14 protein-coding genes are annotated in these 11,260 nt (G+C 73.4%); 4 read left to right on the top strand and 10 right to left on the bottom strand.

Annotated features, from left to right (window positions below):
• Positions 1–254: 254 nt before the first annotated feature.
• From MF672_RS14155 to MF672_RS14135, 6 genes are all read right to left on the bottom strand, one after another.
• Positions 255–557: a WXG100 family type VII secretion target gene (locus MF672_RS14155; RefSeq protein ID WP_242374352.1), complete on the bottom strand. Its 303-nt coding sequence runs from the start codon at positions 555–557 to the stop codon at positions 255–257.
• 6 nt (positions 558–563) lie between these two features.
• Positions 564–1,145 (bottom strand): hypothetical protein, encoded by a 582-nt coding sequence (locus MF672_RS14150; RefSeq protein ID WP_242374351.1) that lies wholly within the window; start codon positions 1,143–1,145, stop codon positions 564–566.
• Entirely contained in the window at positions 1,138–1,269 is a 132-nt protein-coding gene (locus tag MF672_RS51350; protein WP_302893209.1) for a hypothetical protein, read from the bottom strand. Before MF672_RS51350 ends, MF672_RS14150 begins: the two co-directional genes overlap by 8 nt.
• Positions 1,266–1,562, bottom strand: coding sequence for a hypothetical protein (locus tag MF672_RS14145; RefSeq protein ID WP_242374350.1), 297 nt, complete (start codon positions 1,560–1,562; stop codon positions 1,266–1,268). The genes MF672_RS51350 and MF672_RS14145 overlap by 4 nt, the downstream gene beginning before the upstream one ends.
• The gene (locus MF672_RS14140; RefSeq protein WP_242374349.1) at positions 1,555–2,253 is read right to left on the bottom strand and encodes a hypothetical protein; all 699 of its coding nucleotides are present in this window, start codon (positions 2,251–2,253) and stop codon (positions 1,555–1,557) included. Before MF672_RS14140 ends, MF672_RS14145 begins: the two co-directional genes overlap by 8 nt.
• A 173-nt stretch (positions 2,254–2,426) precedes the next feature.
• The gene (locus MF672_RS14135; RefSeq protein ID WP_242374348.1) at positions 2,427–3,221 is read right to left on the bottom strand and encodes an ArsR/SmtB family transcription factor; all 795 of its coding nucleotides are present in this window, start codon (positions 3,219–3,221) and stop codon (positions 2,427–2,429) included.
• Between the two features lie 167 nt (positions 3,222–3,388).
• Between MF672_RS14135 and MF672_RS14130 the strand changes: the two genes are divergently transcribed.
• Positions 3,389–3,988, top strand: a complete 600-nt coding sequence (locus MF672_RS14130; protein ID WP_242374347.1) for a hypothetical protein — start codon at positions 3,389–3,391, stop codon at positions 3,986–3,988.
• A 43-nt stretch (positions 3,989–4,031) separates the two neighbouring features.
• Here MF672_RS14130 and MF672_RS51345 read toward each other — a convergent pair whose 3' ends face one another.
• Both MF672_RS51345 and MF672_RS14115 read right to left on the bottom strand, forming a co-directional pair.
• A complete protein-coding gene (locus MF672_RS51345; protein WP_302893208.1) occupies positions 4,032–5,543 on the bottom strand; it encodes a M28 family metallopeptidase in 1,512 nt (503 codons plus the stop codon).
• Between the two features lie 140 nt (positions 5,544–5,683).
• Positions 5,684–6,634 carry a DNA polymerase domain-containing protein gene (locus MF672_RS14115; RefSeq protein WP_242374346.1) on the bottom strand — a complete coding sequence of 317 codons (951 nt, stop codon included), beginning with the start codon at positions 6,632–6,634 and terminating at the stop codon, positions 5,684–5,686.
• Between the two features lie 33 nt (positions 6,635–6,667).
• On the opposite strand from MF672_RS14115, the gene MF672_RS14110 reads away from it, so the two are divergent.
• Positions 6,668–7,261, top strand: coding sequence for a histidine phosphatase family protein (locus MF672_RS14110; protein WP_242374345.1), 594 nt, complete (start codon positions 6,668–6,670; stop codon positions 7,259–7,261).
• 60 nt (positions 7,262–7,321) lie between these two features.
• Complete coding sequence (locus MF672_RS14105; RefSeq protein WP_242374344.1) at positions 7,322–7,981, top strand: TenA family protein; 660 nt, start codon at positions 7,322–7,324, stop codon at positions 7,979–7,981.
• Positions 7,982–7,991: 10 nt separating this feature from the next.
• Here MF672_RS14105 and MF672_RS14100 read toward each other — a convergent pair whose 3' ends face one another.
• Positions 7,992–8,642 carry a maleylpyruvate isomerase family mycothiol-dependent enzyme gene (locus MF672_RS14100; RefSeq protein WP_242374343.1) on the bottom strand — a complete coding sequence of 217 codons (651 nt, stop codon included), beginning with the start codon at positions 8,640–8,642 and terminating at the stop codon, positions 7,992–7,994.
• A gap of 63 nt (positions 8,643–8,705) precedes the next feature.
• On the opposite strand from MF672_RS14100, the gene MF672_RS14095 reads away from it, so the two are divergent.
• Complete coding sequence (locus MF672_RS14095) at positions 8,706–9,131, top strand: MarR family winged helix-turn-helix transcriptional regulator (protein WP_242374342.1); 426 nt, start codon at positions 8,706–8,708, stop codon at positions 9,129–9,131.
• On the opposite strand, the gene MF672_RS14090 is transcribed toward MF672_RS14095, so the two are convergent.
• Complete coding sequence (locus tag MF672_RS14090) at positions 9,128–11,257, bottom strand: carbon starvation CstA family protein (RefSeq protein ID WP_242374341.1); 2,130 nt, start codon at positions 11,255–11,257, stop codon at positions 9,128–9,130. The genes MF672_RS14095 and MF672_RS14090 overlap by 4 nt on opposite strands.
• Positions 11,258–11,260: the final 3 nt, after the last annotated feature.

The following is an 11,260-nucleotide window of genomic DNA, read 5'->3' as shown; positions in this document are numbered from 1 at the left end:
CGCCCCGGTACGCCCTGCCCAGCTTGGCCAGCTCGCCGGGCAGCTCGCCCAGCGCCTCGCCGTAGGCGGCGGCGTAGTCGCCGCGCATGCGCAGGGCTCCCGCGCCGCCGGAGACGGCGTTGAGCCGGGCCGTGTTGTCCTCGGCGAGCCGCGCCTCCTCCAGCAGCCGGCCGGCGAGCCCCCGCACCTGGCCCGGGTCGCCGGGCGCGGGGTCGCCGGTCAGGCCGAGCACCTCCCATCCGCCCGGCATCTCGTCACGCCCCCGCGCCGCCACTGAGCGAGGCGTCCAGCTCGTGGTGCTTGGCGACGGCGGTCTTGAGGAAGGTGCTCATGCCCTCCAGGCCCTGCATGACCTGCCGGGCGCCGGTGTTCCACTGGTCGTAGTCCTGCTGGAACTTGCCCGAGGCGCGCTCGGTGACGAAGTCGCTGCTGACGAGCTGGTCGATCATCGCCTTGAGCTGCGTCAGGCGGCTTTCGATGTCCTCCTTCTCCTTGTTGAGCCGGGTCGCGCTGCTCTCCACCTGGGCGAAGCTGAGGTGATGGATGCCACCTGCCATGATCGTTCACTCCTTCGCGGCTGATACGGGATCGGACCAGGCCAGGGTGGCGCTGATCGCGTCGAACAGGTCGAGCAGGGGCTCGGCCAGCTCCGGGTGCGGGCTGGTGAGCACCAGGTCGAGCACGCCGTGCCCGCCGGGCACCGGCACGAGGGTCTGCATGGTGACCGCGCCGGGCTCGCCCGCCCCGCCGGTCCGGACGTCCGCGACGCGGACGGCGCGGCCCGCGTCCAGCTCGACCAGCTCGGCGCCGCGCCCGGCGAGGCCGGCGGCGATGGCCTCGGGCGTGGCGCCGGCCGGGTCCTGCGGGCCCGGCGTGCGCAGCGCCATCAGCGTGGCGAGCACGGCACCGCCCGCCCCGTGGTCGGTCATCGCCGCGCAGAACACCGCGCCGCGCCTGGCCGCCAGGTCGGCGACCTCGCGCAGCACCTTGAGCAGCAGCGGCCGGTGCGGGGCGAGCTCGGGCGCGGCCGCCACCCGGGCGTCGACCAGGCGGGCCAGGTCGCCGGTACGGCCGGCGCGCAGCACGTCGAAGGCGTACCAGGTGTCCGGCACCCGTACCGTGAAGCCGAAGGGCGGCTCAGCCATGCCGGTACACCTCCACCGCCGACGCCCGCGCCGCCACAGGCAGGTCGGCCAGCGCGAGTGTCAGCGACGCCGCGACGGTGCCCAGCAGGATGCCGACGAGCACGCCGAGCCCGAGGTCCTTCATGACGCGTCTCCCGTCTTGGTGGTGAGCGAGTCCGCGAGGCCCGCGTCCAGCCGGGTCGCGCCCTCGACCAGGGCGTCGAGCAGGCCGGCGGCGCGGTCGAGCAGGCGGTCCATGCGCTCGCGGTTGTCGGAGGACTCGGCGAAGAACGTCCGGACGGCCTCGTCCACCTTCGCCGAGCCGCTGTGGGCGGCGAGCGCGCCGAGCCGGCCGCCGTCGAGCGCGGCGCGGATGCTCTTGAGGTCGCGGGCGACTGCTGCGGCCTCGCGCAGGTCGGCGCCGAACTCGTCAGCCATGCGGCACCGCGCCCGCTGGAACGTTCCCCGCAGCCAGCGCGGAGACCAGGACGACCGCCCCGGCCAGCAACGCGACCACGGCCAGCCCGAGCGCGACCCCGGCGAGGAAGGCGGGCCTGCGCCACAGCGGCACGGCGACCAGCGACTCCTCGTACGCGGGCGGCCGGTGCGGCCGGAGCCGGCTCTCGGCCTCGCGCAGCAGCCGCTCGGCGGCCGCCCGGTGGGGCGGGGCGGGCCGGCCGAGCAGGATGGCCACCAGGTCGGCGGCCGTGGGGCGGCACTCGGGGTCGGGGCGGCGGCACTCGTCCACGACGGCGCGCAGCGCGGGCAGCAGCCGGTCGAGGTCGGGCTCCTCGCCCGGCCCCGCCTCCTGCCCGGTCGCGGCGAACACCATCACCTCGGCCCACGCCCGCACGTCGTGCGACGGGAACTCGCTGTCGCGCGGGCCGGGCGCGAAGCTCGCCTGCCCGTACGGGCCGAGCAGCACGTTGTCCGGGCCGAGCCGCAGGCCCGCGATCCCGGCCAGGTGCAGCCGCGCCATGGTGGCGGCGGTGCCGAGGGCCAGCAGGTAGAGGGTCTCGCCCCGGAACGGGCCCTCGCTCCGTACGACGTCGAGGAGCGGCCGGCCGCCGCTCGCCAGGTAGTCGCGCGGCCGCAGCGCGAGGCCGTCGCTCCATCCGTGAAAGTCCATCGCCATCGCATCCCCGTGGCAGGTGATCGGCGCAGGTCAGGCACCTCCGCGGGTGCCGTTGTCCGCCACGTTGTACGCCGGGCGGCGGCCGGGGGTTCAACGCCATGCCAGATTGTTCAGGCGGCCGGGGGGAGGGTGGCGAAGGGCTCGTGACCGTGCCCGCGGGGTCGCGGTCAGGCGTCGGCGGGCAGCGGCTCGCCCGTCTCCAGCAGCGACTTCAGGCTCGCCACCACGTTGGGCCAGCCGTGGCTGACCATCTCGGCCAGGCTCGACCCCGGCTGGAAGCCGTCGTGCACGACGGTGAGCTTCACGACCTGCGAGGCGGCCTCCTCGATGGTGAAGGTGACCTTCGAGCGGGCCTCGCCGGACAGCCGGGCGAGCATCTCCTCGTCCCAGCCGAAGCGCTTGGCCAGCTCGGGGGTGATGGCGTGCCAGGTGTAGGAGAGCCGGTTGTAGGGGTCGGACTCCAGGACGACCTGCTCCGGGTCGTCGATCACGACGCCGTGGTTGTCCCAGGTCATCGGCGAGCCGGCGGCCCAGTCGGTGGTGAACTCGGTGGCCCAGTAGCGGCTCGTGAAGGCGGGCTCGGTGAGCGCCTGCCAGAGCTTCTGTGGGGTGGTGCGGATGTAGGTGGTGTAGACGAAGGTCGGCGCGTCCATCGGGGGTTCCTCCAGGGCGAGTTTCAGGTCCGCCAGGGCTTGGACCCTGGCCTGGTCGTAGCGGCTGATCCACCGGTGGGCGATCTCGTGCACGGGCGCGGCGTTGAGGTAGTGCAGCTTCTCCCGCCCCCGCCGCACGGTGGTGACGAGCCCGGCCTCCTCCAGCACCGCGAGGTGCTTGCTGACGGACTGCCGGGCCATGTCGAGCCCGGCGCACAGTTCGCGCAGCGTCTGCCCGTTGCGGGCGTTGAGCGAGTCGAGCAGCGCGCGCCGGCTCGGATCGGCCAGTGCCTTGAACACCTCGTCCATGCCCGTCCTCGTACCCGTTGCCCTCGATGGATATGCAGCTGTTTGGCTGCCTTTAAGATAGGCAGCCGAACGGCTGCATGTCAATACGCAGGGCGCCGGCTTGACCTTGACGCGACGTCAACGTGTGCACTTGGGGGGAGGCGACGGAAGGGGCATGGATGGTCAGGGTGGCGTTGCGGGTCCTGGGGTTCGAGGTCAAGGGGTTCGGCGGCCTCGTGCTGTGGGTGCTGCGGCGGCGGCACGGGGTGCCACCGGGGGCGGTGGCGGCGGGGTACGCCGGGGAGCAGGCGGTCACGCTGGCGTTGCTGGTGTTCGCGATGGCGGTCGAGACCGTGGTGGTGGACCTGCTGCTGGCCGCGGTCGGGGTGCCGGGGTGGGTGCGGTACCCGGTGCTGGTGGCCGGCGTGTACGGGGTGCTGTTCGGGCTGATGACGGCCGCCACCTGCGCGACGCGGCCGCACGTGGTCACCGGCGAGGAACTGCGGGTGCGCTACGGCGCCTACTTCGACCTGCGCGTACCGAGGGAGCTGATCACCGGGGTGCGGGCCGGGCGCGGCGCGGACGAGAAGCGCCTGGTGTCCGTGGTGGACGGGCACCTGCGGGTGGCGGTGGGGTCGCGTACCAACGTGACGGTCGAGCTGGCCCGGCCCGTCACGGCCGTGCGGCCGCTGGGGCGGCGGGCCGAGGTCACCCGGGTCACGTTCTTCGCCGACGACCCGAAGGCGGTCGTGGCGGCGCTGCGGCCGGGCGTGGCCGCGTCCCCGTGAAAGGGAGCGGCCACGCCCGGCGGCGCGGGGATGGTGGAGCGGGTCAGCTCGCCGTGCCCGCCGCCGTCAGGGCGGCGGCGGCCTTGGCGGTGGTGCGCGGCGGGATGGTGCTCAGGTCGAAGGCGTAGCGGGCGACGGAGTCGGCGATGGCGTCGGAGTCGACGTCCAGCGCCGTCGCGTCGATGTTGGCGATCGTGTCGCACGCCTGGTGGTAGCAGGCGTCGTAGGCGGCCCCCGCCGTTCCGCCGAACAGCGCGGCCTCCTCGGCCGTCTTGATGCCCTCGGCGCCGGTGAAGATGCCGCCGGACGGGATGCCGACCTCGATGAACGGCCCGTAGTCGGAGCGGCCGTCGAAGTCGGTGCCGTTCGTCGGCAGGTCGCGCGAGCCGAAGAACGCGGCGAGCCGCTGCTCGATCTGGGCCGAGCCGGGCGGGCCCGCCGGGGAGCCGACGCCGTCCGAGTCGTCGCCGTCGTACAGCTTGTACGCGTAGTTCGGCGAGGCGATCATGTCGAAGTTCAGGTAGAGGCGGATGCGGTCGCGCTGCTCCTGCGACAGCGAGGCCACGTACTGGTCGGAGCCGAGCAGCCCGATCTCCTCGCCCGCCCAGAAGGCGAAGCGGACCTTGTTCTTCACCGGGTAGAGCGCCATCTGCCGGGCGACCTCCAGGATGGCGGCGCTGCCCGAGCCGTTGTCGTTGATGCCGGGCCCGGCGGGCACGCTGTCGAGGTGCGCGCCGACCATGACGACGTTGCGCGGGTCGCCGAGGCGGGACTCGGCGATCACGTTGTCGTTGGTGCCGAGCACGAGGTCGGCGTCGACCTTGAGGTGCACGGTCGCGCCGGGCGTGGCGGCCAGCTCGTTGCCCACGGCGAAGTCGGCGAAGACCATGGGGATGCCGGCCCGCCACTCGCCGATGTCCAGCGGGTAGGCGTCGGTCCGGCCCGGCTGTCCCTCGTTGAAGACGATGACGCCGCTCGCGCCGGCGGCCCGGGCGTTCTGCACCTTGTTGACGAACGGGCAGGTGCCGCGCTGGATGAGCGCGATGCGCCCGGCGACGAACCCGGCGAAGTCGGCCGCCTCGCAGCCGCTGGTGGAGCTGGGCGCGGGGGCCGGCGGCAGCGTCAGGTCCACGCCCTGGACCTGCGCGGTGACCTCGCCGGACGGGGAGGGCTCGAAGGTGAAGAAGTCCTCGCCGGGCACGTACGCCTTGCCGCCGGGCACCTCAAGGGTGGCCGGGCTCTTCTCGCTCCAGCTCCGCACGTAGTTGATCGGCTGGAGGGTGACCTTGTAGCCGGCCTTGCGCAGCTTGCCGGCGACGTAGTCGCGGGAGGCGTCGTAGCCGGGGGTGCCGGCGGCCCGGGTGCCGCCGTTGGCGTCGGCGATGGACTGGAGTGCCTGGAGGTGCTTGGTGACGTTGGCGCCCTTGACCTGCTTGACGAGCAGTTTGGCGAAGACGTCGTCGAGGCCCGTGGCCGACGCGGTGGCGGCGGGCGCGGTGAGGGCCGTGGCGATCAGCGCCAGGGGTAAGGCGAGGGCGACGACGGGTCTGGGCATGCGCATACGAGGAAGCTCCCAGCTTGCCGGATACGGGAAAGGCGCGCGTTTCCCCCCGAGCCGCGCCGAACGCGACCGTAACCCGGCACTCAGCCAGTGAAAAGGCCCAGTGTCCCTTATTTCAGAAAGTGTCCCCTATTTCAGGATTCGTTCCGGCGAGCGCGGGCCCGGCGCTTGCCCTCGTGCATCGCCTGCACCCGCGCCACCGGGATCGTGTGCCCCTCCTCCACCAGGTCGGCCGGCAGCCGCTGCGGCGCGGGCATCGCCTCCGCCCACGGGTCGCCCGCCCCGGCCAGGGCGGGCACCGTACGGACGGTGAAGTCCCGTGGCGCGACCCGGTCGAGGTCCGACCACGGCACCGGGAACGACACCGGCACGCCGGGCCGGATCCGCGGGCTGTAGGCGGCCACGACCGTCGCGCCGCCCGCCCGCGTCGAGTCGATGAAGACCTTGCCCGCGCGGTCCTCCCTGATGAACGCCGTGGTCGCGAGCGAGGGGTCCACCCGCTCGGCGCGGGCCCCGAGCGCGCGGGTGGCGGCGGCCAGGTCCTCCGCCGGCACGCCCGCCTCCACCGGCACGAACACGTGCACGCCCTTGGCTCCGCTGGTCTTCACCGCGCCCGCGAGCCCCGCCTCCGCCAGCGCCTGCCGCACCAGGAACGCCGCCCGCACGGCCAGCCCGAACGACTCCGAGCCCTCCGGCGGGTCGAGGTCCAGCACCAGGTGGGTGAAGTGGTCGCCGGCCCACAGCGCGGGGTGGTACTCCACCGCCCGCTGGTTGCCGAACCAGATGAGCGTTCGCCGGTCGTTGCACAGCGCGTACGTCACCTGCCGGTGCGACGCCTCCGCCCACACCGAGACGCGCTCGATCCACGCGGGCGCGTACTTGGGCAGGTTCTTCTGCATGAACGGCTCCTGCCCGGGCCGCACCCGGACGACCGACAGCGCCCGGCCGCGCAGCGCCGGCACCAGGCGGCCGGCGATCGCGTCGAGATAGTCGACCAGGTCGCGCTTGGTGGCCTCGGCCCCGTCGAACAGCGGCTGGTCGAGATTGGTCAGCGTCACGCCCTCGCGCGTCTCATCGCCGGTCATCAGCCCACGATATCGGGGACAATGGGCCAGATCATGACCCGTTACCTGTACCTCACCCGGCACGCCGAGGCCATCGGCGACGGCGACGACGCGGTGCTGACCCCCGCGGGCCGCCGCCAGGCCGTGCTGCTGGGCGAACGACTGCGCCACGTCCCGCTCGCCGCCGTGCACCACGGGCCCGCCCTGCGCACCACGCAGACGGCCCACCTGGTCGGGCGGTATCTCCCTGACGTCCCGTTGCTCCCCGCCGAGGCGGCCGGGGACTACGTCCCGTACACGCCGGGTGAGGAGGAGGTGGCCGGGCCGCTGCTCGACCTCGTCCGGCGCTTCCCGGCGGCCGAGCCCGCGCTCGCGGAGGCGGCGGAGCGCGCGTTCACCGGCCCGGTGGCGGGCGACGTGCCCCGCCACGAGCTGGTGGTCACGCACAACTTCCTCATCGGCTGGCTGGTGCGCGCCGCCCTGGAGGCCCCGCCGCGGCGCTGGCTCGGGCTCAACCACGCCAACGCCGCGCTCACCGTCATCCGCTACACCGCCGACCGGCCGCCCGCGCTCCTGTTGCTCAACGACACGGCGCACCTGCCGGCCGGGCTGCGCTGGACCGGCTTCCCGCCCGAGCTGCGCCTCTGAGCCCCTGTTCGAACCTGATTCAGCTCCCACCAGCGAAGGGACGTCATGTTCTGCGATGACATGTGGCTGCGTACGGCCGACCTGATGACCGCCATCCACGAGCACCCGTTCAACGTCGCGCTCGGCGACGGCACCCTCGACGCCGGCCGGTTCGCCTTCTACATCGTGCAGGACGCCCGCTACCTGGAGGCGTTCTCCAAGGCGCTCGCCACCGCCTCGGCCCGCGCCGCCGACCCGGCGGAGGCGGCGTTCTTCGCGCAGAGCGCGCACACCGCGCTGGCCGCCGAGCGGCTGCTGCACGCCGGGTACGTGGCCGAGCTGGGCGCGGACGCGGCCGGGCTGCCCACCTCGCCGACGTGCCTGGCGTACGCGTCGTACCTGCAGGCCACGGCGCTGGCGGCGCCGTACCCGGTGCTGGCGGCGGCGGTGCTGCCGTGCTTCTGGATCTACCAGGACGTGGGGACGGCGCTGCTGCGGCGGGCGGGCGACCTCACCGGCCACCCGTACGGCAAGTGGATCTCCACCTACTCCGACCCGGCGTTCGCGGCGTCGGTGACGCAGGCCAAGGCCATCGCCGACCGGCTCGCCGCCGCCGCGGACCCGGGCACGCGGGAGGCGATGGCGCGGGCCTACCGGACGGCGGCGGCCTACGAGTGGATGTTCTGGGACAGCGCGTGGCGGCGGGAGGGCTGGCCGACGGCCCGCTGGCTCGCGCCCTGACCGCCCAGCGTCACCCCGCCCGCACCGTCGGTGTCAGGCGTTCGGCCAGCTCGGGGACGCCCGGGCCGGTCAGCCCGGCCAGCCCGGCGGCCCGCCCGCTGAGCACGAGCAGCAGCGACCCGACCGGCCCCTCGACGCGCTCCCCCGCCCCGCCCGCCCAGCCGGCGTCGGTGGCGGCGAAGCGCAGCCCGGCGAAGCGCCGCTGCGGGTGGAAGGGGAAGCCCCGCCCCCAGACGTGCGCGACGCAGGCGCGGGCCGCCGCGACCGGCACGGCCCGGTCGAGGCCCAGCGGCACGGCGATGTCCTGGCCGTGCACGAGCACGTCGAACAGCGGGTCGAGCGGCTTGGTCGAGGGCGCCCGGCGGTGCGAGCCGGCCGAGCGGCGGATCTCGGCCACGATCCGCTCCGGGGACAGCCGCCTGGCCAGCCGCACGGCGCTGTCGTGGATCGCCCGGTCGAAGTCGCCGCGCGCGCGGGCGAAGGCGGCCAGCGCCCGCCCGGTGTGCGCGGTGGCGAACGTGAGGTGGGCCGCCACGTCGCGCACCCGCCAGCCCGCGCACAGCGAGGGCCGTTCCCAGTCGGCCGCCGGCAGCGCGGCGAGCAGGTCGGCGAGGCCGCGCCGCTCGACGGCGAGGGCGGCCCAGATCTCCTCCTGGTCCATCGCTTCCCCCCATTCGCTAAGGTGGCCTTAATATAAGGCAGCCTTAGCAGATGGAGAAGCCCCATGGCCGCCACACATCCGCCGCACGTCGTGGCCCTGCTGTACGAGGCGTTCCTGCGCCTTCAAGGCGTCGTCGAGGACGCGGCCCGCACCCACGCGCCCGGCATCCGCCCCGCGCACCAGGCCGTGTTCTTCCACATGGAGCACGACGGCATCAGGCTCAGCCGGCTCGCGGCCAAGGCGCAGATGACCGCGCAGGCCATGGGCGCGCTCGTGGACGACCTGGAGCGCCTGGGCTACCTGCGCCGGGTCCCCGACCCGGCGGACCGCCGGGCCAAGCTGATCGTCTTCACCGCGCGCGGCGACGCGGCGCTGCGGGCCGGTTACGCCGCGATCGACGAGGTGGAGCGGCGGCTCGCGGCGATGCTCGGCGAGGACGGTCTCGCCGAGCTCAACGCCACACTCACCCGCGTGATCAAGGAGTTCTAACCCGACGACGCCCCGGCCTCGGCGGCCATGGCCGCCTTCTCCTCGCGGGTGGCGATGAGGCCGGACGGCGCGAGCAGCTTCGACTCCTCGAACGGCGCCTCGGTGGTCGGCAGCGGCTCGCGGGCCCGGATCGCCTTGACCCAGACGCGGGCCGCGTCCAGGATCACGATGATGATCATGACGGCGAACAGCGCGGCCAGCACGCCGTCCACAGTGGAGTTGACCACGATCTGCCGCATCGCGTCCGTGCTCTTGGCGGGCGCGAGCAGCTTGCCCTGGTCGAGCGCGGCCTGGTAGCGGTCGCGCTGGGCGAAGAAGCCGAGCGTCGGGTCGGCGGAGAACACCTTCTGGTAGCTCGCGGTCAGCGTTACCGCCGCGTCCCAGGCCAGCGGCACGCCCGTCACCCAGGCCCACCTGAGCCGCCCGCTCTTGATCAGCAACGTGGTGGCCACGGTGAGCGCCACCGCCGCGAGGAGCTGGTTGGCGATGCCGAACAGCGGGAAGAGCTGGTTGATGCCGCCGAGCGGGTCGTTGACGCCCTGGTAGAGGAAGTAGCCCCAGGCCGCCACGACCACCGCGCTGGTGGCCACCAGACCCGGCCACCAGCTCACCCGGGCCACCGGCTTCCACAGGTTGCCGATCGTGTCCTGGAGCATGAACCGGCCCACCCGGGTGCCCGCGTCCACGGTGGTGAGGATGAACAGCGCCTCGAACATGATCGCGAAGTGGTACCAGAACGCCTGCAGCCCGGTGCCGCCGAGGAAGCCGGAGAAGATCTGCGAGATGCCGACGGCCAGCGTCGGCGCGCCGCCGGTGCGGGCGATCAGCGTGTGCTCCTGCACGGCCGCCGCCGCGGCCTGGAGCTGCTCGGGGGTGATGGTGAAGCCGAGGCCGGCGACCGCCTGGGAGGCCGACTGCACGGTGGTGCCGACCACCCCGGCCGGGGCGTTCATCGCGAAGTAGAGGCCGGGCGACAGCACGCAGGCCGCGGTGATGGCCATCACGGCCACGAACGACTCCATCAACATGGAGCCGTAGCCGATCATGCGGACCTGGCTCTCCTTCTGGATCATCTTCGGGGTGGTGCCGGAGGAGATCAGCGAGTGGAACCCGGACAACGCCCCGCAGGCGATGATGATGAACACGAACGGGAACAACGAGCCCGCGAAGACCGGCCCCTTGCCGGAGAAGGCGAAGTCGGTGAAGGCGGTCGTGCGCAGCGGCGGCAGGGTGACGGCGATGCCGACGGCGATCAGCGCGATCGTGCCGATCTTCATGAACGTCGACAGGTAGTCGCGCGGCGCGAGCAGCATCCACACCGGCAGCACCGCGGCCACGAACCCGTACGCGATGAGCCACAGCGCGAGCGCGGACGGGCTCAGCGTGAAGACCGGCGCCCAGCTCGACCCCTGCACCCAGCCGCCCGCCACGATCGCGAGGACGAGCAGCGCGACCCCGATCACGGTCGTCTCGACGACCTTGCCCGGCCGCAGCACCCGCAGGTAGAAGCCCATGAACAGGGCGATCGGGATGGTCATCGCGATCGAGAAGACACCCCACGGCGACTGCGCGAGCGCGTTGACCACGACCAGCGCCAGCACCGCGAGCAGGATGATCATGATGGCGAAGACGGCGATGAGCGCCGCCGCGCCGCCGAACGGCCCGATCTCCTCGCGGGCCATCTGGCCGAGGCTGCGGCCGTTGCGGCGCATGGAGAAGAACAGCACGACCATGTCCTGGACGGCCCCGGCGAAGATGACGCCGGCGATGATCCAGATGGTGCCGGGAAGGTAGCCCATCTGGGCCGCCAGCACCGGCCCGACCAGCGGCCCCGCCCCGGCGATGGCGGCGAAGTGGTGCCCGAACAGGATGCGGCGGTCGGTCGGCTGGTAGTCGATGCCGTTGTCGAGCCGCTCGGCCGGGGTGGCCCGGCGGTCGTCGGCCCCCAGCACCCGGCGCACGATGAAACGCGCGTAGAACCGGTAGGCGATGGCGTACGAGCCGAGCGCGGCGCACAGCAGCCACACCGCGTTGACGTTCTCGCCCCTGGACAGCGCGAGCACCGCCCAGCCGGTGGCGCCCACGAGGGCGACCACCGTCCAGATGATGATGGACCGCAGCTTCACCGG

Origin of the sequence: Actinomadura luzonensis, assembly GCF_022664455.2 — a bacterium.
GTDB classification, from domain to species: domain Bacteria; phylum Actinomycetota; class Actinomycetes; order Streptosporangiales; family Streptosporangiaceae; genus Nonomuraea; species Nonomuraea luzonensis.
This window is presented reverse-complemented; position numbering and strand designations above follow the sequence as displayed.